Source organism: Thermococcus fumicolans (assembly GCF_055386755.1).
The window spans coordinates 1,097,441-1,118,164 of the sequence record NZ_AP042424.1; the positions used below are offsets into that span (position 1 = coordinate 1,097,441).

At 56.2% G+C, this 20,724-nt stretch carries 28 protein-coding genes; 12 read left to right on the forward strand and 16 right to left on the reverse strand.

Going from position 1 to position 20,724, the window contains the following annotated elements; translation table 11 throughout:
• Window positions 1–92 precede the first annotated feature (92 nt).
• The 4 genes from ACZ5AM_RS06030 to ACZ5AM_RS06045 all read left to right on the forward strand — a co-directional run bounded on the left by ACZ5AM_RS06030 (window position 93) and on the right by ACZ5AM_RS06045 (window position 1,818).
• Complete coding sequence (locus tag ACZ5AM_RS06030; RefSeq protein ID WP_464914157.1) at window positions 93–701, forward strand: hypothetical protein; 609 nt, start codon at window positions 93–95, stop codon at window positions 699–701.
• Between the two features lie 33 nt (window positions 702–734).
• Window positions 735–1,091: an iron-sulfur cluster assembly protein gene (locus ACZ5AM_RS06035; RefSeq protein WP_464914158.1), complete on the forward strand. Its 357-nt coding sequence runs from the start codon at window positions 735–737 to the stop codon at window positions 1,089–1,091.
• Window positions 1,092–1,445: an iron-sulfur cluster assembly protein gene (locus ACZ5AM_RS06040; RefSeq protein ID WP_464914159.1), complete on the forward strand. Its 354-nt coding sequence runs from the start codon at window positions 1,092–1,094 to the stop codon at window positions 1,443–1,445. It abuts the gene before it with no gap.
• Window positions 1,446–1,605: 160 nt separating this feature from the next.
• The gene (locus ACZ5AM_RS06045; RefSeq protein ID WP_464914160.1) at window positions 1,606–1,818 is read left to right on the forward strand and encodes a hypothetical protein; all 213 of its coding nucleotides are present in this window, start codon (window positions 1,606–1,608) and stop codon (window positions 1,816–1,818) included.
• 38 nt (window positions 1,819–1,856) lie between these two features.
• Here the strand turns inward: ACZ5AM_RS06045 and ACZ5AM_RS06050 are convergent, their stop codons facing one another.
• Window positions 1,857–4,055 (reverse strand): elongation factor EF-2, encoded by a 2,199-nt coding sequence (locus ACZ5AM_RS06050; RefSeq protein WP_464914161.1) that lies wholly within the window; start codon window positions 4,053–4,055, stop codon window positions 1,857–1,859.
• Between the two features lie 267 nt (window positions 4,056–4,322).
• On the opposite strand from ACZ5AM_RS06050, the gene ACZ5AM_RS06055 reads away from it, so the two are divergent.
• On the forward strand, window positions 4,323–4,847 hold the full coding sequence (locus ACZ5AM_RS06055) for a ferritin-like domain-containing protein (RefSeq protein WP_464916008.1): 525 nt from the start codon (window positions 4,323–4,325) through the stop codon (window positions 4,845–4,847).
• A 34-nt stretch (window positions 4,848–4,881) separates the two neighbouring features.
• On the opposite strand, the gene ACZ5AM_RS06060 is transcribed toward ACZ5AM_RS06055, so the two are convergent.
• The 3 genes from ACZ5AM_RS06060 to ACZ5AM_RS06070 all read right to left on the reverse strand — a co-directional run bounded on the left by ACZ5AM_RS06060 (window position 4,882) and on the right by ACZ5AM_RS06070 (window position 6,441).
• Window positions 4,882–5,226: a hypothetical protein gene (locus ACZ5AM_RS06060; RefSeq protein WP_464914162.1), complete on the reverse strand. Its 345-nt coding sequence runs from the start codon at window positions 5,224–5,226 to the stop codon at window positions 4,882–4,884.
• Between the two features lie 5 nt (window positions 5,227–5,231).
• Window positions 5,232–5,804, reverse strand: coding sequence for a molybdopterin-dependent oxidoreductase (locus ACZ5AM_RS06065; RefSeq protein WP_464914163.1), 573 nt, complete (start codon window positions 5,802–5,804; stop codon window positions 5,232–5,234).
• 82 nt (window positions 5,805–5,886) lie between these two features.
• Window positions 5,887–6,441, reverse strand: a complete 555-nt coding sequence (locus ACZ5AM_RS06070; RefSeq protein WP_464914164.1) for a GNAT family N-acetyltransferase — start codon at window positions 6,439–6,441, stop codon at window positions 5,887–5,889.
• 78 nt (window positions 6,442–6,519) lie between these two features.
• Between ACZ5AM_RS06070 and ACZ5AM_RS06075 the strand changes: the two genes are divergently transcribed.
• Window positions 6,520–6,981, forward strand: coding sequence for a peroxiredoxin (locus tag ACZ5AM_RS06075; protein WP_464914165.1), 462 nt, complete (start codon window positions 6,520–6,522; stop codon window positions 6,979–6,981).
• A 20-nt stretch (window positions 6,982–7,001) separates the two neighbouring features.
• Entirely contained in the window at window positions 7,002–7,478 is a 477-nt protein-coding gene (locus ACZ5AM_RS06080; RefSeq protein WP_464914166.1) for a ferritin family protein, read from the forward strand.
• 20 nt (window positions 7,479–7,498) lie between these two features.
• On the opposite strand, the gene ACZ5AM_RS06085 is transcribed toward ACZ5AM_RS06080, so the two are convergent.
• Window positions 7,499–7,876 (reverse strand): transcriptional repressor, encoded by a 378-nt coding sequence (locus ACZ5AM_RS06085; protein WP_464914167.1) that lies wholly within the window; start codon window positions 7,874–7,876, stop codon window positions 7,499–7,501.
• 104 nt (window positions 7,877–7,980) lie between these two features.
• Between ACZ5AM_RS06085 and dps the strand changes: the two genes are divergently transcribed.
• On the forward strand, window positions 7,981–8,532 hold the full coding sequence (gene dps, locus ACZ5AM_RS06090; RefSeq protein WP_464916009.1) for a DNA protection during starvation protein: 552 nt from the start codon (window positions 7,981–7,983) through the stop codon (window positions 8,530–8,532).
• A gap of 48 nt (window positions 8,533–8,580) precedes the next feature.
• On the forward strand, window positions 8,581–8,883 hold the full coding sequence (locus tag ACZ5AM_RS06095) for a ferritin family protein (RefSeq protein WP_464914168.1): 303 nt from the start codon (window positions 8,581–8,583) through the stop codon (window positions 8,881–8,883).
• Between the two features lie 184 nt (window positions 8,884–9,067).
• Here the strand turns inward: ACZ5AM_RS06095 and ACZ5AM_RS06100 are convergent, their stop codons facing one another.
• Window positions 9,068–10,330, reverse strand: a complete 1,263-nt coding sequence (locus tag ACZ5AM_RS06100; protein ID WP_464914169.1) for an ATP-binding protein — start codon at window positions 10,328–10,330, stop codon at window positions 9,068–9,070.
• A 207-nt stretch (window positions 10,331–10,537) separates the two neighbouring features.
• Between ACZ5AM_RS06100 and ACZ5AM_RS06105 the strand changes: the two genes are divergently transcribed.
• On the forward strand, window positions 10,538–10,987 hold the full coding sequence (locus ACZ5AM_RS06105) for a ferritin family protein (RefSeq protein WP_464916010.1): 450 nt from the start codon (window positions 10,538–10,540) through the stop codon (window positions 10,985–10,987).
• A 107-nt stretch (window positions 10,988–11,094) separates the two neighbouring features.
• On the opposite strand, the gene ACZ5AM_RS06110 is transcribed toward ACZ5AM_RS06105, so the two are convergent.
• The 7 genes from ACZ5AM_RS06110 to ACZ5AM_RS06140 form a co-directional block, all read right to left on the reverse strand.
• Window positions 11,095–11,619 (reverse strand): ferritin family protein, encoded by a 525-nt coding sequence (locus ACZ5AM_RS06110; RefSeq protein ID WP_464916011.1) that lies wholly within the window; start codon window positions 11,617–11,619, stop codon window positions 11,095–11,097.
• 131 nt (window positions 11,620–11,750) lie between these two features.
• Window positions 11,751–12,098, reverse strand: coding sequence for a class II SORL domain-containing protein (locus tag ACZ5AM_RS06115; protein ID WP_464914170.1), 348 nt, complete (start codon window positions 12,096–12,098; stop codon window positions 11,751–11,753).
• A 10-nt stretch (window positions 12,099–12,108) separates the two neighbouring features.
• Window positions 12,109–12,270, reverse strand: a complete 162-nt coding sequence (gene rd, locus ACZ5AM_RS06120) for a rubredoxin (protein ID WP_464916012.1) — start codon at window positions 12,268–12,270, stop codon at window positions 12,109–12,111.
• 79 nt (window positions 12,271–12,349) lie between these two features.
• Window positions 12,350–12,865 carry a rubrerythrin family protein gene (locus ACZ5AM_RS06125; protein WP_464914171.1) on the reverse strand — a complete coding sequence of 172 codons (516 nt, stop codon included), beginning with the start codon at window positions 12,863–12,865 and terminating at the stop codon, window positions 12,350–12,352.
• A 93-nt stretch (window positions 12,866–12,958) separates the two neighbouring features.
• Entirely contained in the window at window positions 12,959–14,050 is a 1,092-nt protein-coding gene (locus ACZ5AM_RS06130) for an NAD(P)/FAD-dependent oxidoreductase (RefSeq protein WP_464914172.1), read from the reverse strand.
• Window positions 14,051–14,153: 103 nt separating this feature from the next.
• Complete coding sequence (locus tag ACZ5AM_RS06135) at window positions 14,154–15,038, reverse strand: thiamine pyrophosphate-dependent enzyme (RefSeq protein WP_464914173.1); 885 nt, start codon at window positions 15,036–15,038, stop codon at window positions 14,154–14,156.
• The gene (locus ACZ5AM_RS06140) at window positions 15,035–16,747 is read right to left on the reverse strand and encodes a 2-oxoacid:acceptor oxidoreductase subunit alpha (RefSeq protein WP_464914174.1); all 1,713 of its coding nucleotides are present in this window, start codon (window positions 16,745–16,747) and stop codon (window positions 15,035–15,037) included. Before ACZ5AM_RS06140 ends, ACZ5AM_RS06135 begins: the two co-directional genes overlap by 4 nt.
• Before the next feature lie 265 nt (window positions 16,748–17,012).
• Here ACZ5AM_RS06140 and ACZ5AM_RS06145 point away from each other — a divergent pair, with 265 nt between their 5' ends.
• Entirely contained in the window at window positions 17,013–17,468 is a 456-nt protein-coding gene (locus ACZ5AM_RS06145) for an arsenate reductase ArsC (RefSeq protein WP_464914175.1), read from the forward strand.
• 2 nt (window positions 17,469–17,470) lie between these two features.
• Here ACZ5AM_RS06145 and ACZ5AM_RS06150 read toward each other — a convergent pair whose 3' ends face one another.
• The 3 genes from ACZ5AM_RS06150 to ACZ5AM_RS06160 all read right to left on the reverse strand — a co-directional run bounded on the left by ACZ5AM_RS06150 (window position 17,471) and on the right by ACZ5AM_RS06160 (window position 19,165).
• Window positions 17,471–17,821: a thioredoxin family protein gene (locus ACZ5AM_RS06150; RefSeq protein WP_464916013.1), complete on the reverse strand. Its 351-nt coding sequence runs from the start codon at window positions 17,819–17,821 to the stop codon at window positions 17,471–17,473.
• Window positions 17,822–17,895: 74 nt separating this feature from the next.
• A complete protein-coding gene (locus tag ACZ5AM_RS06155) occupies window positions 17,896–18,708 on the reverse strand; it encodes a hypothetical protein (protein ID WP_464916014.1) in 813 nt (270 codons plus the stop codon).
• A 70-nt stretch (window positions 18,709–18,778) separates the two neighbouring features.
• Window positions 18,779–19,165, reverse strand: coding sequence for a transcriptional regulator (locus ACZ5AM_RS06160; protein ID WP_464914176.1), 387 nt, complete (start codon window positions 19,163–19,165; stop codon window positions 18,779–18,781).
• A 171-nt stretch (window positions 19,166–19,336) separates the two neighbouring features.
• Between ACZ5AM_RS06160 and hcp the strand changes: the two genes are divergently transcribed.
• The gene (hcp, locus tag ACZ5AM_RS06165) at window positions 19,337–20,707 is read left to right on the forward strand and encodes a hydroxylamine reductase (protein ID WP_464914177.1); all 1,371 of its coding nucleotides are present in this window, start codon (window positions 19,337–19,339) and stop codon (window positions 20,705–20,707) included.
• Window positions 20,708–20,724 lie beyond the last annotated feature (17 nt).

Sequence of the window (20,724 nt, forward strand, 5' to 3'; positions counted from 1 at the left end):
TTAGGCCCCCCAGTGAACGTTTGAGTTCACCACGTCCCACCTTTCGGAAGGTTTATAGTACCCTCCCCCTAAAGACACTGGAAGATGGTAACATGGCGGATCTCTACACTGTTTTCATGAGTGCCGGCGGTCTTCTGACCTTGGCCGGTATATTCCTCACGTGGAGCCTCTCGAGGGAGGTTGAAGTAAACAGGCTCGGAAAAGAGCGCATCTCGTGGTGCGTCCTCGCGGGAGGATTTTTGACTGCCCTGGGCTTTGCTGGGCTGAGCATTGCCATCAAGAGCAATGTTGTGGCTTTGTTGGTCCTCCTGGGCCCGGCCCTCATTGCCTACGCCCTCTCGGAGAGCGGTCTCGTACGGGCCACCTTTACGCTGCTCCTCCAGTCTTTTCTCCTCTTGCCCCTGGTATTCCTCCGAAGGAACGCGATGATGGGCGTCATCGAGCTTGCTTCAACACTCTCGGTGCTCCTCCTCATCAACGCGATCGCAGGGTACGTCGGAACCCCCCGTGAGTACAAAGCTCTGGCGGGGATGTCCTCGTGGGGCATCGTCCTCACAGTATGGCTAACGAGCTTTGAAACCTGGAGAACAGCGGGTTCGGTCGTTTACCTGCTCTCCCTTACCCTTTGGGTGTACACGCTCATAAGACTCCATACAGTGGCCGCGGAGAGGTTTCACAATTCTGCCCAGAAGGTGTTATAAAGGTGCGTTCTAACCCCCTGTGGGTGAGAAAAAATGAAGGTTTACATGCCGGACCGGGAATGGCCCGAGCACTACAAACCAGTCCTCGAGGAGCTCGCCAAGATAACCGACCCAGTAACTGGTGGGGATATACTCGACTCCGGTGTTGTAGCCGGCCTTGAGGTGAACGGGGACACCCTTAAGATATGGCTCCGCTTCGAGAGCCACGCGGAGTACAACATAACCGGCGAGAGCGCGATAGCTTACTCCAAGATAATCGGCGACATAATGGAGCGCTTCGCCCTCGTGAAGTTCCAGAACGTCTACGTCTACGACCTGGGGAACAACATCGTCGGGCTCTTTGAGAACAAGCGGGGATACAAGGCCGAGGATCTGGCAAGGGCGGTCTAGATGGGTCTGTTTGACCTTTTTAAACCCCGGAAAGCTGGGAATGAAAGGGTCGCCGTAAAGGGGCTTCCTCCGGAGGTTCAAAACGTCGTTGAGATCCTCAGGGGAGTTAAGGACCCGGAGACCGGCCTGGACATAGTAGATGAGGGCCTGCTCTACGGACTGACGGTCAAAGGAAAGGACGTTGACGTGTTCCTCCTCATGGCTCGCTCCACCCCCGAGTGCCATTTCTGTCAAATGCTGGCCATAAACGTCCAGAACAGGATTCTCAAGGATGTTATCTCAGCCCTGAAAAAAGAGGGATTCGAAAGGATCAGGGCCTACAACGAGCTGGGCCTGCTTCTGGCCGAGGGATGAGTTGCCCGGGGTGGGCTTTGCTTCTTTCCCGGCATCTTATGGGGTAAGTGGAGCTCTTTTGGCTATGCCTTTAGATGACCTCTTAATGCCAGAGGCCCTGAGCTATTCTACCCATATGTGTCCGGAAATGCTTATACCTTTTCACGGTGATCCCTGAACGGTGATAGAAACGTTGTTCAAGGTATTCATCTTGCTGGTCGTTGTTTTTGCTGCTCTGGTGACAATGGGATACGATGTGGCGGTTGTGGGCCTTGCTGCTGGTGTCACGGGTGTTTACCTCTTTGCGGAAGGGCCTGAGAGACGTGTGGACGTGCCCTGCGATCCTAGGGAGGATATGAGTGCCTACAACCCGAAAACTCCTGTAGAATTGTGAAAACGGAAACGAAATAGAAGAGACTACGGAGAGCCCGCTCACTGCTGCGGGCAGACGTCCTGCTCCTTCGGCGGGTTCGGGTCGAGGCCCTTCCTCTGCCTGATCTGCCTGATTATGTTGGTTGCGAGCTCTCCAGGAACGCGCTTGAAGCCCGCGTGCTCCGTGCTCCAGAGGGCCTTTCCACTGGTGGCGCTCCTGAGGGCACCGGCGAAACCGAACATCTCTGCTACCGGGGCCTCGGCGATGATTATCATGACCTCGCCCTCCTGCCTCATGTCGATGAGCTGGCCACGCCTCTGGTTGATCTCCCTGCTGACCGAACCCATGTACTCGTACGGTATGTTGATGATGACCTTCTGGTAGGGCTCGTAAAGCACGGGGTTGGCCTTCATCATGGCGCAGTGGATAGCGGTCCTGATGGCAGGGTAGATCTGGGCCGGGCCGCGGTGGACGTTGTCCTCGTGGATCTTGGCGTCGTGCAGGCGAACCATGACCTTCATGACGGGCTCCTTAGCCAGCGGGCCCTCGTCCATGGCCTGGTGGAAACCATCGACGAGCAGATCCATGACCTCGTTGAGGTACTGGATACCCTTGGTGTTGTCGAGGAATATGTTGCCGTTGTAGACGTCGACGATGCCCTTGGCGACCTCGTAGTCCATTCCGAGCTCGGCCAGCTTCTTGGCAACGGCCTTCGGGTCCTTCGGCCTGCCCTCGGGTATCTCGCCCTCGCGGATGGCCTTGTAGATCTCGTCCGGAAGTGGCTCGACGGTGATGTAGAACCTGTTGTGCTTGTTCGGGGACTTTCCTTCTACGATCGGGCTCATCTTGGTGACGCTCTCACGGTAGACGACGATCGGCGGTGAAACCTCGACGTCGAGCTTCCACTCGGTCTTGAGCCTGTGGAGCTTGACCTCGAGGTGGAGCTCACCCATACCGCTGAGGAGGTGCTGGCCGGTCTCCTCATCGATCTTGACGTGCAGAGTTGGGTCCTCCTTCGCGAGCTGTCTCAGAGCCTCAACGAGCTTCGGAAGGTCCTTGACGTTTTTAGCTTCGATAGCCACGGTAACGACCGGCTCGCTCGCGTAGTGGAGGGCCTCGAAGGGCTCCACCTTCTCGACTGAGACGGTCTCACCGGCCATGGCATCGCGGAGGCCGGTAACGGCGACGATGTTTCCAGCCGGGACTGCCTCCATGTTGACCCTCTCGGGACCCATGTAGATACCGACCTGCTGGATCCTGGCTTTCCTCTTACTGTTGATGAGGTAGACCTCCTGACCGGTCTTCACGGTACCGCTCCAGACACGGCCGGTAGCGACTTCACCGGCGTGCTTGTCGAGGATGATCTTAGTGACGACCATAACCATCTTACCCTTTGGATCACAGCGGAGCATGGCCTGGCCGACCTCGCTCTCGACGTCGCCCCTCCAGAGGTGCGGGATCCTGTACTTCTGGGCCTCGAGCGGGTTCGGGAGGTGTCTAACGACCATATCGAGAACGACGACGTGGAGCGGGGCCTTCTGGCGGAGGGTCTTGAGGTCGCCGGCGTTGGTGAGGTCGATGATGTCCTTGAAGGAGACGCCGGTCTTCTTCATGAACGGAACGCTGAGGGCCCAGTTGTAGTAGGCACTTCCAAATGCAACGCTACCGTCCTCAACTTTAACCAGCCACTGGTTCTTGAACTCCTCCGGGGCGTAGCGCTTGATGAGCCTGTTGACGTCGGTGATGACCTTGACAAAACGCTCCTGCATCTGCTGCGGGTTGAGCTTGAGCTCCTTTATGAGACGGTCGACCTTGTTGATGAAGAGAACGGGCTTGACGTACTCCCTGAGGGCCTGCCTGAGGACGGTCTCGGTCTGGGGCATGACACCCTCGACGGCGTCAACGACGATGATCGCACCGTCTATGGCACGCATGGCCCTGGTAACGTCACCACCGAAGTCAACGTGACCCGGGGTGTCGATGAGGTTGATGAGGTAGTCGTTGCCCTCGTAGTTGTGGACCATCGAGACGTTGGCCGCGTTGATGGTAATACCCCTCGCCTGCTCCTGCTCGTCGAAGTCGAGGACGAGCTGCTTTCCGGCGAGCTCCTCGCTGATCATTCCCGCTCCGGCGAGCAGGTTGTCGCTCAGAGTCGTTTTACCGTGGTCAATGTGAGCGGCAATACCCATGTTCCTGATCCTCTCGGGCTGGTTCATGAGCTCCTTAATCTTCGCAATCATCTCTTCCCTTCTTCCCATTTACACCACCTTCTAACCTGATGAGCTTGTTCACCACTCACTTTAAAGGCCCGGTTATAAATCTTTCCCACCGGTGGGGAAGAGGCTCGAATTGAGGTTCTTAGGTCGAGTGCCCAAAATCTTGAGGTGCCTGGTGGTATCCCCTGCCCGGTCGGAGGTTTTCGAGTACGAGATTGTCATCGCCACAGCCCAGACAAATGGTGGGCGGGACATTAGTGACCAAAAACGTTAATAACAGGTGCAGAAGAACCACTAATGGTGAGTTCTATGGAGATAACCGACAAAGAGGTTTTTGAGATTGCCGTGAACGCGGAGATAAGGGCTAAGGAGGCCTACGAGAAGCTGGCTTCCATAAGCAAGAGCGACATAATCCGTGACGAGCTCCTGTTCCTCGCGAAGGAAGAGGACAAGCACCGCGAGATAATCGAGAGGATGGCCGAGAAGTTCGAGGGAGGAAGGACGGAGCCGAAGAAGATAGAGATAGACGTCATGGGCGAGTTCAAGGTCATTGCCGAGAAGATGGCGGAGGCGATTAAGAAGCCCGACATCAACGTCGACGAGGTCTACGAGATAGCGATGCAGGCCGAGCTCGTCAGCGAGCGCCTGTATAAAGAGCTGGCCGGCTACGCCGCCACCGAGAACACGCGCCTCATCCTAGAGATGCTCGCCGACATGGAGCGGAACCACTACAACATCCTGAAGAAGCAGTACGACTACATCATGCGCTACCCGGACATCTACAAGGAGGAGTTCTACGACCAGCTCATGAAGGACATAAACTTCAACTTCTGAGTCCCCTCTCATTTTCTGCTGTTTTTGAGTCCGCTCACCCGAACTCCCCGTTCAGCGCTATCCAGCCAACGTAGATCAGAAAGGCAATCACACCGTACTCGACAAGAGAGGCGAGCCTCTCCCTTTCCCTTGCGCGGAGCTTCTCCGCGAGCATCTCAGTTCCAGCGTAGGTGTGGAGGACAAGAAGGGAGACGAAGCCCAGCTTTACAACTCTGCTCAGGTGTATCTCCTGCGAGCGGGAGAAGGTCAGCAGGCCGAGTGATGCGGTTCTGGCTGCCTCGCTCGTCAGCCCGTAGCCGCTGATGACCAGCAGTCCCGCCAGGAGGAGGAGCGGAAGCGACGTCCACTCCACTATCGCCAGTGCCGTTCTCGCCCTCAAAGGACTCACCTCCAGGGGCTTTCATCGTTCTCGATGTAGGCGTCGTCCGGATAGCCGGCGCTCTCCCAGGTGCCCTTGAAGTCGTAGCTGACGAGCTCTATCTTTGTGAGGTACTTGATCCATTTGTAGCCCCACCTGCCCGGGACGACGAGCCTCGGGCTTATCGGCTCCCCGTTGAACTCGTAGGCGATGATTACCTCCTCATCGTTCATAATAGTGGCAAGGTATAGGTCCGTGCTGTAGCCGTCGCTGGCGTAGAGGGCCACCTTGTAGGCGTCTTCCATCACTCCAGCCCTTTCGAGAATGACCTTCAGCGGGACGCCCGTCCACGTGCCGTTCTTCCTCGGCCTGTCCGGGCTGTCGACGCAGTAGAGAACCGCCGTGACGTTCCTCGAGGGGAGCGCCGTTAGCTCATCGTAGGTCAGGTTGTAGGGCCTCTCGACGAGGCCGGTGATCTGGATGACGTCCAGTTCCTTTGGGGCATCAATCGTAACTGTGTCCCCATTATCTCTGCCCAGAAGGTACGTCCCACCCACGAGGAGTGTGATTACAAGAAATGTGAAAACAATCTTTCCCATGACATCACGACCTTACGCCTAGGGCCTTGAGTGCCCTGCTCATAGGGGTATAAAAGGATTCCTGGTCAGTTTTGGATACTGGCTATGGGCTCACGTTTTTCCTGAGTACGACGAACTCCCGGTAATCCATGACCTTGGTGAAGCCTTTCTTCATATAATATGAATAAGCCTCCAGGTGGGGGAAGGTTATCACGTAGGCCTCCTTGCCCAACTCCCTCAGCCTTTCCACCGCAAACTCAAGGAGCCTCGAGCCGTAACCCTGTCCCTTGTACGAGGGATCGACCATGAAGAACTCGATGAGACCTGTTTTCTCGCCCTTTATCTCATCGGGCACCCACCAGACGTCTTTACCCTCCAGGTTGTAGACGAGCGCTACCGTGCCGATTATTCTCCCGTCTTTCCTGAGCACGTAGAGTTCATCGAACTCCTTTCCAAGGCGGAACTCCAGGAAGGACTCGTAGACCTCTCTGAAGCCCTCGAAGTCGTCGGTTGAGGGCTTATCCTCGACCCACTCGAGGGCCGGGTAAGCTCCCCCCGTGCCCTGGTAGATGCGGAAGACAAAGCCCAGAAGCTCTTCCTTCAGCTCAAGCGGCCTTTCAACCCTTTCGATCTTCAGAGTTCCCATCTCATCCCCCATCCTTCGGCACCACTGATTTTTCGTTTCCTTCTCCAAAAAGCTTATGAATTAGGTTCCCCTAATTGTAACGGTGATAGCATGGACTACCTCGACGTAAGGGTTTTGGACGAAGACGGGGAGGAGAGGCCCCTGAAAGAGCTCGTTCTTGGCAAGTGGACGGTTCTCTACTTCTACCCCAAGGACAACACGCCGGGATGTACAACGGAGGCAAAGGAGTTCACAGAGCTCCTCCCGGAGTTTGAGAAGCTCGGGGTTCAGGTGATCGGTGTTTCCAGGGACTCGCCAAAGAGCCACCGGAGGTTCAAGGAGAAGCACGGGCTTGGGGTGAAGCTGGTCAGCGATCCAAACGCCGAGCTCCACAAGGCCCTCGGCGCGTGGGGAAAGAAAAAGAGCTACGGAAGGGAGTACGAGGGCGCCATAAGGAGCACCTTCATCCTGAACCCCGATGGAGAGATCGTGTGGAAGAAGATAAAGGTTCGGGCAAAGGGACACGCGGCTAAGGTTCTGGAAGAGGTCAAAAGGCTAATTAAGGGTGAGTGACAACCCAATACGGTGGTACCATGAACGAACTTGAAGCCCTTGCCCTGGCCCTCGAGGTCGAGAAGGCCGAGTTAAAGTTTTACATAGAGCTTGCGAGGAAGACCAAAGACGAGCGGGCAAAGAGGATGTTTCTGTTCCTTGCCGGTGAGGAGGCCTCACACTGGGAGATCTTCGAGGAGAAGTTCGTTGAGGCCCTCATAGAGGCCTGTGAGCTCCCGGCGGTGGACACGAAGGTCCTGGAGGAGCTCACGCCGAAGTACGAAGGGGAACTCAGCGAGGTCGACGCGGTCAAGATAGGGATGGAGCAGGAAAAGCGCACCTGGGAGTTCTACGAGAGGGCCGCTAAGGAAGCCGAGCGCGAGAGCGTTAAGAGAACCTTCGAGGAGCTGGCGAAGGTGGAGAAGGCCCACTACGAGCTCCTCAAGGCGCAGTACGACTCGGTGATGAAGACCGGCATCTGGATGGACTACCAGGACTTCAGCCTCGAGGTGGATTGAATCCATCAGATGCTTGGCCCTCATTCAACCAGCACATTGACGAGCTTAACCCTTCTCCCCGTTTTTCTCCTTATTGCATCGATTATCTCCGGGTCGTCGACGTCGATTATCCTCTCACCCTCGATCAGGTTGACGTGAGGTTCCGTGTTCACCTCGACCCTCGTCTCGCCCCCGAGGGAGAAGAGCTCAACTAGCCCGAGCTCCCTCAGCGTCAGGACGTTGGAGTACAGCGTCGAGAAGCTCATCGTGGGAAACTCCTTTCTTATCTCCTCGAGGAGCTCGCTGAGGGACGGGTGGGTCTCCCCAACTTCGGCGAGAACCTCCACCAGCTTGAGCCTCTGGGGGGTGAGCTTGTAGCCGTTCTCCCTGAGCTTTTCTATGGCCTTTTCCCTCCACATGGATTGTCATAGGGCGGGCTACTTTATAAGCTTTCCTAAATAGAAATGATTTCTAAACAGAAACGTTTATTAAGTATGACGACGACAAATGGATGGTGAAACCTATGTCGGAACACAACAGACGGCTCGTTGAGCGGGCCGGTATAGACGTGGAGAAGCTTTTGGATATGTTGCTGAGGGCTGCTGCGGCGGAGTTCACGACCTATTACTACTACACGGTTCTGAGGAACCACGCCGTGGGCATGGATGGTGAGACGATAAAGGAGATCGTCGAGGATGCGCGCCTCGAGGACAGGAACCACTTCGAGGCCCTCGTGCCGCGGATTTATGAGCTCGGCGGGGAGCTGCCGAGGGATATCGTGGACTTCTCAAAGATGGCCTGGTGCAGGGATGCGTACCTGCCGGAAGAACCCACGGTCGAGAACATTCTCAAGGTTCTCCTCGAGGCCGAGCGCTGTGCCGTTGGAGTCTACACGGAGATATGCAACTACACGATGGGCAAAGACCCGAGGACCTACGATTTGGCCCTTGCGATACTCCACGAGGAGATAGAGCACGAGGCCTGGTTCGAGGAGCTTTTGACGGGCAAGCCGAGCGGCCACTTCAGGAGGAGCAAACCGGGCGAGAGCCCCTACGTCTCGAAGTTCCTCAGGTGACGGGGACAAGGTTATTAGGACGGAAAGAGAATTAGGAGTGGTGGTACCATGCTGGCGAAATACCCCTTTGAGCTCCCGAAGGACAGGCCCCTGACCAAGAGGGAGATCGCCCAGGCCCTCCGCTGGGCCATCGAGGCCGAGCTCGACGCCATAAGCTTCTACGAGCAGCTGGCCGAGGGAATAGAGGACGAGAGGATAAGGCACATTTTCTTAGACGTCGCCAACGAGGAGAAGGAGCACTTCGGGGAATTCCTGGCTGCCCTCTTCGAGGTTGACGAGGAGCTGGCGAAGTACATGAAGCACGGCTTCGAGGAAGTCGAGGAAGAAACCGGGATAAAGGTCGAGCTGTGAGTTTTTGGCTTTGATTTTCCGCATTTTTCATTTGGATTTTCGTTACCTTGGGATCTAACCTGATAGCCCCTCAAGAATTCTGCGACTTTCTCAAATTCCCTCCTTCTCAGCATAAGCACAACGGTGGAGTATAGAGGCCGGGGAGTTCAAAAAGTACAGGCCCAAATCCTAATCACGATTAGTACTAAGGAAGATTAGGATTCCACTCGATCGGCCACTTCCACAGCGGGACGAACCTAACGTCGCCCTCTTCCTCGTAGTCCCAAGTTACCACCGTCAGGTTCTTCACGTTGAGCTTCTTCCCGACGGCGGTGAGGGCATCGAGCTCCCGCGGTCGTATATCATCCCAGTCCCTCGCGTAGGTGACCTGGATCAGCTCCACCGGTGAGCCGCGCTCCACTACCACAAAGTCAACTTCCCTGTGCTCTTTGTAGTAGTAGACCTCCTTTCCCCGCCTGAGGAGTTCGAGGAAGACCGCGTTCTCCATGAGCCGCCCAATGTCTGGGGAAAAGGAGAACAGCCTTGGCAGCCCCGTGTCTACCGGGTATGCTTTGGGAACCGAGAGCTCCGAAGTTCTCAGGGAGTAGGAGAACTTCTTCAGGAGGAAGACCGCCATCGCATCTTCCAGATGGTCGAGGTATTCATAGAGCGAGGCTTTACTCACCTTGATTCCCTGGGACTTCAGGGTGTTGAAGAGCGAGTTAACGCTGAATTCCTTCGCGAAGGAGCGCATGAGGGAGCGTATCAGGAGCTTCACGAGGTGGGTGTTCCTCACCCCGTATCTCTCCACCACGTCCTTGTAGACGACCATGTCGAGGTACTCCATCAGTAGGGCTTCCTTAAGGGCTTCTTCTCCCTCAAAGACAACCTGCGGGAAGCCGCCCCACCTTAGGTATTCCATCAGGTGGGCCTTTACCTCGGCTTCTCTCCTTGAACTGAGCCGCTTTTTGGGCTCGAAGCCCCTCGCCTTAAGGAACTCGCGAAAGCTGAAGGGGAGCAGGGTAAACTTCAACGCTCTACCCCTCATCTGGGTTGATATCTCCCTTGAGAGGAGCTTTGAAGAGGAACCCGTGACGAAGACGTGGTAGCCCTCGTCCTGAAGATAGCGCACGAACTTCTCCCAGCCCCTTACCTCCTGAACCTCGTCAAGGAATATGTAGGACGGTTCCCCGGCCACTTCTCTCTGTAGCTTGAGGAGCTCGACGATGTCCTTCGGTTCAAAGCCCTCCAGAAGGGGGTGCTCGAAGTCAACGAACATAACTTCCTCCCTGGGGAGCTTCCCGATGAGCTGATAGAAGTAGAAGGTCTTGCCCGCCCTCCTGGGGCCGACTATGGAGACAACATAGTTTCTACCCAGCGGGACTTTCAGTTCCCTCTCAACGCCGTTTGGAAGCTCCCTCTCCTGGAAATCAAGGAGGTACTGTGTGACCGCATCCCTGTCTAGCATTAGGGTTCACCTTTGTTCTTACATGAGAGAACATAATATAAAAAGATTTCCTCCAATGGAAGAACAAAATCTGACGGTCAAGTCCCACCTTCAGCTGGTCCTCCAAGTAACGCTCGGAGAGTTCGTGAAGTCGCTTTGAGAGCGGCTTTGTTATTTTGAGTTCAATGAAAAACGTTATTAACGTTCGATGTCCATATTATTTCGGTGATGTCCATGTCAGAGCCATTGGTTAAGAAGGCGTACGAAACCGAGAAGAAGGCCGCTTCCAGCTATACCGACGGCCTCAAACTCATAAGGGGACAGGGCCTGAGGTACACTAAGGTTGAGGAGGTCGTCGGGAGGATAGCCGTTGATACCGTCATCCACAAGCACCTCATGGAGGCCATCCTCAACGCCCAGAAGGAGCTGGAGAAGCTCGCCGGTGAGGGGCCGCTTGAGGAGGTCAAGGACGTTGAGCTCTCGCCGGAGCAGAGGGCCCTCGTCAAGCGCTTCGCCGAGATGCACCTCGAGATAGAGAAGGACATGATAGAGACCTACAAGAAGATGGCGGAGAAGATGACCCACCCGCTCTTCAAAGGCCTCGCCGAGGCCCTCGTCAAGAACGAGCAGGAGCACCACAAACTTTTAGCGGAGCTGATAGCTAAGTACAAGGAGTGAGCACCGGCCTTGGTCGGTTTCTTTTTTGATGCTTTTTGGCAGGGTTCGTTTTCTGGAGAATAGACTGCCCGCTCTGAACTGAAAATCGGGAAAAGATGTGGAAGCTTTCACGGGCCGACGTTCATCATCTGGCTGTACATGGCCCAGTCGAGGAGGAGTTCATACTCGGCCTTGAGGTTGTAGTAGTGGCCCCACTCCATATCGCTGAGGTAGCGCATGAGGCGCTTCTTCTCGTCGGCCTCGACCATACCCTCAAGCTCGGCGTAGAACTTCGCCGCTATCTCCTCGGCCTTCATGGCCCAGCGGATGAGCTCTATTATGTCATCGACGCCGTGGAGCTTCCTCGCGACCGGCTGGAGCTCGGGCCCGATGTGCTCCTTCGGGAAGACCACTTCCTTTCCCGGGAACATGTTGGCATAGATTTTCCTCAGAAGCTCCTCGTGCTTCTTCTCCTCGCCCGCGAGCCACTCTATCTTGTTCTTGAGCTCCTGAACCTCAATCCTCTCGGCGAGGCTCTCGTAGAATCTCCTGGCGCCTATCTCGGCCTTTATGGCCATTCCGAGAAGCTCCTCGAGGGAGAAATCCTTCATCTTTTCGAGGGGAAGCCCCTCTTCAAGCTCAGGCGGAACCATCTTCATCACCCCATTCTTCGAGCAAAAGCCCAATCTCGTTATACACTTCAATCCTCTTAAACCCTTTCATTGGAAACTGAACTCTTTCTCAGGCCTCAATAGGGAAGAAAAGTTGGAAACAAAGCGAAAGATCACTCGAGCGCGACCTCGTTCTCCCAGAGACCATGGATGTTGCAGTAGCTGAGGGCGTAGAGCTTGCCCTTCTTCTCGGTTCTGAAGAAGAAGATGGCCCTCGGCTCGGTGAGCGGGTCGCTATGGTTGGTGAAGGCCACCCTGCCGACCATTATCGGGAAGTTCTCGCCCTCAGGGTGGAAGTAGAGCTCGATCCAGGCTATGTGGTGCTCCGGGGTGTTCGGATGGGGTATCTCCTTGCCGACGGCAACCTCGACCTTGACGAGGTCTCCGTCCTTCTCGTACTCTATAACGGGGACGTGCTTCTCCCCCTTCCAGTCTCCGCTCTTTATGGTTCCGCTTATCATCTCGACCACCTCACTCTATTTTTTCAAACATGTCCTTGGGAGCACCGCAGAGGGGGCAGACCCAGTCGTCCGGCAAATCTTCAAACTTGGTTCCGGGCTCTATTCCAGTGTCGGGGTCGCCCTCGTCCTCATCGTAGATGTATCCGCAGACTATACACTTCCATTTGGCCATTTCTTTCACCATCCTAATGTTGTTAGGTCGTCCTTATAAGGTTTGCGGTTCAAACTTGAGAAACCAAAAAACGAAAGGCTCACTCGAAGACCACGAACTTCTCCCTCGGGGCGCCGCAGACGGGGCAGTACTCGGGGGCCTCGTCGACGGCGGTGTAGCCGCAGACCGGGCAGATGTAGACCTTCTTTATCTCGATGTCCTCGCCGCTCTCGGCCTTCTCCTTGGCTTTCTTGTAGAGCTCAGCGTGTATCTTCTCCGCCTCGAGGGCGTAGTGGGTCGTTCTCACGGCGTCCTTCTCGCCCTGGAACTCGGCGGCGTTCTTGAAGACGGGGTACATCTCCTCGACCTCGTAGGTCTCGCCGTCTATTCCCGCCTGGAGGTTCTCAGGGGTCTTGCCAAGGTTTCCAAGGGCTATGAAGTGGTTCTTCGCGTGGACGAACTCGGCATGGGCGATAGCCCTGAAGAGCTTGGCTATGTTCGGAAAGCCTTCCTTCTCAGCCTGCTCGGCGAAGATCAGGTACCTCATGTGGGCCATGCTTTCGCCGGCGAAAGCATCTTCCAAAAACTTCCGGGTCATTTTCCTCTTCACTACCATACCGTATCACCCAGCAAACGGGGTTGCAATAGGATATCGGTGGAAGGCATATATAACGATTTTCCAAACCAAAGGTTTGGACAACTCCTCACTTCAGTCAATAGGCAGCCCCTCTCTGATGGCTTTTTCGAGCTTGAGTGCTTTTCTGACATCACCGAGGACGACGGCTCCGGTTGGCCCCCCGTCCCTGTAGAAGACCTTCGTCCGCTCATCGAGCCACTCGCCCTCACCGCGGGTGTTTCCAATTATGGCCACGTTGAAGTCACCGAGCTTGAAGTAGGCCGAGCGGAAGGAGAAGTCGTAGCTGTCATCCTTCCCGAGGAGGAGGTTTGCCAGCACCCGGGCGTGCTCCGCCGCGGCCTTCGCGGTACCGCAGATTATTCCGCTGTGCTCGGCGCAGTCGCCTATGGCGTAGATGTCCTTTGCTGAGGTTCTGAAGCGGTCGTCTACGAGGACTCCCCGTCCGGTGTGTATCCCGCTCCTTCGGGCAAGCTCAACGTTCGGGACTATCCCGTAGGCGCAGACCTTGAGCCTTCCTGGGATATAACCTCTGTCCGTGTTCACGCCCTCCTCATCGGCGCCCAGGACGTTGGCCTCGAGGTTGAACTCGACGCCCGCTTTTTCCAGCCTCTCCCGTATTATTTCGCTGAGCTCTTCATCGAGGCCCAGAAGGGTCCTCTTCCTGTGGACGAGCCTGACGGTATAACCGGCCTTGGCGACGTTCCCCGCAAGTTCAAGGGCTATGAAGCCGCCGCCGAGGATCGTTATCTCTCCCTCCTTTTCGAGCCTCTCCTTTATCCTTCTCGCGTCGGAGAAGGTTCTGAGGGTGAGTATGTGCTCCCTCCCTGGGGCGGTAGGTTCTCTCGCCTTCGCCCCTGTAGCGAGGACGAGGATGTCGTAGGGAATTCCCCCTTTGTCCGTCACGAGAACCTTCCTGGCCCGGTCTATAACTTTGGCCTCGGTTCCGAGATGCAGGTCAATGCCCTTCTCGCCGTACCATTCCAGAGAATACGGGAACAGCTTCTCCTCGGGCAGGAGGCCCGCTATGTAGTGGCTCAGCATCGGCTTGGAGTAGTGGGGGAGGTTTTCCCTCTCAACGATGGCAACCTCGAACTCTCCAGAGAGGCGCCTAGCCAGCTCCACTCCGCCCGGCCCGTTTCCAACGATAAGGATCTTGGCAGTCATGATGAGGAGTTTAATTCAGAAGGTTAAAAAGCAATCCTAAACCGATGGTTTTACACGCCCAGCTCGGCCTGAGATAAGGAATAACTGGAAATTAAAAGAAAAATCAGAGCTTCTTCTCCTCGAAGAACCTCTCCACGAGGTCGAGCTTCGGCCCGCGCTTCCAGAGTGGGGTCTTGTCCTCCCTGTAGGCCGGGACGCTCTCCTCGAAGGTCGGCCTCTCGTTCACGTAGAAGATTCCCAGCGGAAGCGGGTCGGTCTCTATCGCGCGCCTGAAAGCGGCCTCCCTGTCGTGGGGATCGTGGTCGTCCATCCAGTAGGTGTGCTCCCTGTACCAGGCGTAGGTGTTCACCTTGTTGAAGCTCACACACGGGTGGAGTATATCCACTATCGCGAGGCCCCTATGCCGAATCGCCTGCTTTATTATCTCGACGCTCTCCTTGAAGTAGCCCATGAAGGTTCTCGCCACGAAGGAGGCGTTCAAAGCAACTGCAAGCGCAACTGGGTTGAAGGGCTCCTCGAAGACGCCCCATGGCTGGGTCGGCGTCTTCATCCCCACCATCGTCGTCGGGGACGCCTGTCCCTTGGTGAGGCCGTATATCTGGTTGTCGTGGATGAGGACGGTTATGTCGGGGTTCCTCCTGATGGCGTGCATGAGGTGGTTCCCGCCCTCGGCGTACATGTCGCCGTCTCCGCCCTCAGCAATAACGGTCAGCTCAGGGTTCGCGGCCTTAACGCCCGTCGCTATCGGTATGGCCCTGCCGTGCAGCGTGTGATAGCCGTTGGCGTTGATGTAGTGGGGCATCTTCGCGGCCTGCCCTATGCCGCTTACGATGGCCACCTCGCTCGGCCTCAGGTTGAGCTCCGCTAATGCCGAGATGAGTATGTTCCTTATGCCGAAGTTTCCACATCCGGGGCACCAGGCTATGTCCCTGCTCCCGGGCCGCTTGGGCTCGAAGGCCTCCCTGCCGGTGGGAAGCTGGACGTTCATTCGATCACCCCCTTGAGGGCCTCCACAACCTCTTCAACCGAGAACGGCCTCCCGTCGTACTTCAGAACCCTGTGGTCGGCCTTAACTCCGAGCTCCTTCCAAAGAAGGTCGGCGAACTGGCCGGTGATGTTGTTCTCGACCACTACCACCTTCCTGCCCTCGAAGAGCTTCTTCGTCTCCGGGTTGAGCGGGTAGACCCAGCTGAAGTGCAGATGGGCAACTTTCTCGCTTCCAAGCCTCTCGAGGGCCTCCTCGACGGCGTGGAGCGTTGAGCCCCAGCTGACCACAAGGTACTCGGCGTTCTCGTTTCCACTCAGCTTCGGCAGCGGGGCGTTCCTCTTTATGGTCTCGAGCTTTTTGACTGCCCTCTTCTCCTGCATCCTCACCGTCAGCTCAGCATCCTCGGTTATGTCGCCCCATTCGTCGTGCTCGTTCCCGTTGGCTATCACGACGTCCTCGCCGTAGCCTGGAACGGCCCTCGGCGAGATTCCGTCCTCCGTCAGCTCGTATCTCTTATAACCGGGCTTCGCCTCGACGATGTGGCGCTCGAACTTCACCTTTTTGACATCTGGCGCGGGTAGGTTGTAGTAAGTATCGACAAAGTACTGGTCTGTGAGGATTATCACGGGTACCTGGTACTTATCGGCCAGGTTGAAGGCCTCCGCCGTGAGGTAGAAGGCCTCCTCAAGGCTTCCCGGAGCTAAAATTATCCTCGGGAAGTCTCCGTGGCCGGCGTAGAGGACGAGGTTTAGGTCGCCCTGCATCGTCCTCGTTGGCAGACCCGTAGCCGGCCCCGGCCTCTGGGCGAGGTGTATCACAACCGGATTCTCGGCCATTCCTGCCAAACTTAGCGCCTCGCTCATGAGCGCGAAGCCGCCGCCGGAGGTGCTCACCATTGCCCTCGCCCCGGCGTACCACGCTCCCAGAGCCATGTTTATCGCCGAAATCTCGTCCTCCACCTGCTCGACCACTATCTCGAAGTCCTCGGCATGCTGGGCCGCGAAGGTGGAAACTCCTGTTGACGGGCTCATCGGATAGAAGCTCAGGAAGTTCATTCCGCCGGCGAGGGCACCTATTCCCACAGCCTCCGTTCCGGTGAGGAGGACCTCTTCCCTGATCTTCTCGTCCCTCTGAACATCAACCGCTATAGTCCCCTCCTCGCAGAGCTTAACGCCGAGGTCGTAGCCTTTCTTTGCCGCCTCGATGTTCTTCTTCACGACGTTCTCGCCCTTGCTCCCAAAGCGCTTTCTGATGTACTCCTCGATGGCACCAAAATCGCCATGGAAGAGGCCGACTATAAGACCTGCTGCCGTCGTGTTGAGGTAGAGCTGGCTCCCCGTCTCGAGGGCCATCTTCGTGAGCGGAACCTCGACGAGGTTCACCCTCCCGAGAAAGCTCTCCTCGACGTTTTCCTTCTCCCCCAGGACTACGGTGTTCTCGCCCAGCCTGTCCTCCACCCAGCTCAGGACGCCCTGCTTGAAGGGGACGAGGATGTCTATTCTCCTCACGAAGGCCCTGACGCGCTTGGATGAGACCCTTATCTCCGTAGTGTTGATCCCGCCCCTCACGCGGGACATGTACTCCTTGTTTGCATACACGTGGTAGCCGGACTTCTTGAAGGCGTACGTCAGAATCCCTTCGACGGTCTGGATGCCCTGGCCGGCAGCACCGCCCAGAACTATAGAAACGTCTTCCTTAAACTCGGCCATGCGACATCACTCCACTTAAGTTCGACTTTCGACATGATAAGGTTTGCTGATTAGGTTTATATAATTTTCTTTTGTGAACCAAAAATAGTTGGGGTGAGAATGTATCATTCCTCCGCGGGCGTTGGGGCGGTGCTACCGGCCTCGAACTTCGCAGAGAAGAAGCCCTCTCACAGGTGGCTATCCAGACGAGGCTGGGCATTACACTATCGGCCCTATGATCCACTGAGGCAAGGGATTTAAACCCCACTTCCGAGTCCCTCGGGTTATGGAGATGGGAGAGAGGCTCATACTCTTCGTCTGCGTCAAGAACTCCGCTAGAAGTCAAATGGCGGAGGCGTTCTTCAACCACTTCAACGACGACCCGCGCTTTAGGGCAATGAGCGCAGGGACGGAACCTGCCGACGAGATAGACCCGCTCGCGAGGAGGGTCATGGAAGAGGTTGGGATCTCCCTCGATGGCCAGTACCCAAAGCTCTATACCGAGGAGATGGCGGATAAAGCGTACCTCGTGATAACGATGGGCTGCTTCGACAAGTGCCCCTACGCTTCCCCCGAAAAAACGTGGGACTGGGGGCTCGATGACCCCTATGGAAAGCCGATTGAGAAGTACCGCCAGGTTAGGGATGAAATAAAGAAGCGCGTCCTGAAGCTCATCGAGGACTTGAAGTCGGGTAGGAAGAGGGATGAAATAATAGGGCGGAAGAACATCTTTTCTCTTTGATCTCAGCTCATCTCAAGGTACATTTTAACTCTCCTCTCAAACTCCGCGAAGTTCGGGACGCCTATGAACTCCACCCGGTTGTTTATGAGAACCGTGGGCGTTCCGAGGATGTTGTGCTCCATCGCCTTCCTCTGTCCCTCTGGGGTTGCAACGCTTAGCTCTCTCGCGACGACCCCCTCATACTTTCTCTCCAGCTCCTGGGCCATTGCCCAAGCTATCGGGCAGTAGGGACAGCCGGGCGAGGTTATAACCTCGATGACGACCTTGGGTCCCTTTGGTTTGACCTCTATCATTCCCGCCCTCTTCATGAGCTCCAACATCTTCTTCCTCCTAATCATCTCAAGCTCGTCCACCAGTCTCACCCGAATGGGGAGCAAAACGGAGGTTTAAAAATTCATCTTTGAAGGGGAGTTCATAGAAAAAGGAATCAAAAATCGCCCCCTCCGAGGCCGCAGATGTTCGCAAACGGACAGACCGAGCACTCCTCGGTGTAGGGCTTGAGGTATGGCTCACCCTTGATAGCCTTCGTTATCTCCCTCGCCCTATCCATGGCCTCGTCCTCTCCCTCAAGGACGAGGGTCACGCTCCCCTCGGCCCCTCCGGCCCCGCCAGCGGCTATCGGTATCGCCTCAACCCCCGCGAGTATCCTGTAGGCCTCAACCTCGGTAACCGGGTGGGAGTGGGGTATCGGCACTAGGGCGGAGTAAAGCCCCGTCCCCCAGTCGAAGGAGTAGATGCCCGTCAGCTTCGCGCTCTCCTCGACCGGCGTCGGCACGAACTTCTCGAGGCTCACAGGCGTTATCGTGAAGACGCCCTTGGTTATGGTCCAGCCGAAGGTCTTCCCTATCGTCCCGCCGTCCGGGGCGGCGGCGAAAACGGCGACGTTCCAGTTGATGTCTATCGCGTTGGCGCCCTTAATGAAGACGTCCTTCGGCCCCATCCTCTTGAGGGCCTCAAGCGGGTCGTCGAAGGGCTCGCCCCTGTAGAGGACGAGGTGCTTTGGCCATGTTGCCTTTGGCGTGACGCAGGTTCTGCCCTTGCTTATCACCCCAACGGTCCACTTTTCCTTCTCTATCTTCTCTCCGAGGATTTCCTCGGCTACGTAGGCGGCCGTTGTCCCTGTGGCTATGTACACGAAGCCGTGCTTGAGGGCGTGCTTCACCTCGGGCATCGCAACGACAGCCTTCGCTATGAGCCTCTTGCTCTCCGGGGGAGTTAAAGTGACGAGCGCTCTTTTCACGTTAATCACCGTGATAAAATCTGAGTCGAAAGGTATAAACCTTCTCTTAGCCGGCCCGAGAAGCCTTAGCTCACCCGAAAAGTTCGAGGCAAACGCGACATTCAGAGGGGTTTATCTCGGGATCAATCCGGGAGTGGAAGGAGCATGCGTAGCCCCTACCGAGGAATTCGAGGGAGATCTTCACGAGTTCCGCATGTATGGCATACTCGTTTGGTCTTTCCCGGATTATTCTGTCTGCGAGTTCTTTGATCTCGGCGTCAACATCGGGGTACTCCCTTATATCTATTAATGCCCCTCTGCCCCTCCCTAGATAGCGCGAAACCGCTGACTGGGTTATGTGGAGGAGTTCTGCTATCTCCGTCTGCTTGAGGCCCCGTTCCCTCAATACCTCCACCAAACGTCTCCGGATGGAGGGGTAAATGTAGCGCGAAGCAACTTCAAAGGCGTTGGTCTTCATGGTACCCTTTATGACGCGTGGAATATTTAAACCTTTCTGCCAAAATCCTGCCTTCGTTGTTATGACATAAGTCATATGGCCGCTTTAGGTTAAGAAACCGCAAAGCTTTTATGAAAGGCGGTTCACTAATTATCGGGGATATGACAAGTGTCATAAAAAGGAGGGGTGGAAATGGCGATACGCGTTCCGGAATCGTTTGATATGCTCTGCAACCAGTGCTCGATGAGCCTGGCTGGAGGGTGTACCATAAGGGGAGTCTGCGGCAAGGATCCTGACCTCAACGCTCTCCAGGAGGCCCTGCTCTACGGCATAAAGGGTACCTCCGCGTACTACTACCACGCCCTTGAGGTCGGCTACGACGACCCCGGAATAGGCCACTTTTTAGCGGAGGCTCTCTATTCGACGCTCACCAACGTGAACTTCGACAAAAACCGCTTCTTTGAGCTCATCCTTGAGAACGGAAGGGTCCACCTTGAGGCCATGAAGCTCCTTGATAAAGCTTACGTTGAGACCTTCGGAAGGCCCGAACCCGTCGAAGTCCCGACCGGAACGGCCGAGGGACACGGCATACTCGTCACCGGCCACAGTTACAAGGCTCTATACGAACTCCTCAGGCAGATAGAGGAGATGGGCCTCGAAGAGGAGATCGAGGTCTACACCCACGCCGAGATGTTCCCGGCCCATGCCTATCCAGAGCTGAAGAAGTTTAAAACGCTTTACGGCAACTGGGGAGGCTCGTGGCTCTACCAGAAGAAGGAGTTTGCCGAGTTCCCCGGGGTAATCCTGGGAACGAGCAACTGCGTCCAGCAGCCGACTAAGGCATACCAGGACAGAATCTTTACCGTCGGAATAGCGGGCCTTGAGGGGGTTCCCCACATAGAGGACTACAACTTTGAGCCGCTCATAAAGCGCGCCCTTGAAACGCCGAGAATGGAGGCCTACGGCGGCGGAAAGCTCCTCACCGGCTTCCACCACACCAACGTGCTGGCCATGAAGGACAGGCTCATAGAGCTGATTCAGGAGGGCAAGATAAGGCACATCTTCGTGGTGGGAGGCTGTGATACGCCGCACAAGGGTATGGGCTACTACGAGAGGCTCACCGAGCTGATTCCCGACGATGCGCTCATACTCTCGGCAGCGTGCGGTAAGTTCCGCTACAACGCGAGGGACTACGGCACCATCGAGGGCATCCCGCGCTTCCTCGACTTCGGGCAGTGCAACAACGTCTACTCGATAATTGAAATCGCCGTTGCCCTCGCCAGCGAGCTTGGAACCGACGTGAACTCCCTGCCCGTCAGCATAGTCCTGAGCTGGATGGAGCAGAAGGCCATAGCGATACTCTACTCGCTCCTCTACCTCGGGATAAAGGGCATCTACATCGGGCCCAAGGCTCCAGAGTTCCTCACACCAAACGTCTTCGAGACACTCAGGAGGCAGTTCGACCTGAGGCTCATCGGAGACCCGGAGAGGGACTTGAGGGACATGCTGAACAAGGGTATCAGCGTCGACGAGGGCGCCCCGCTCGCTGAGGAGCTGGAGTGAGGCTCCCTTTCTTTTAA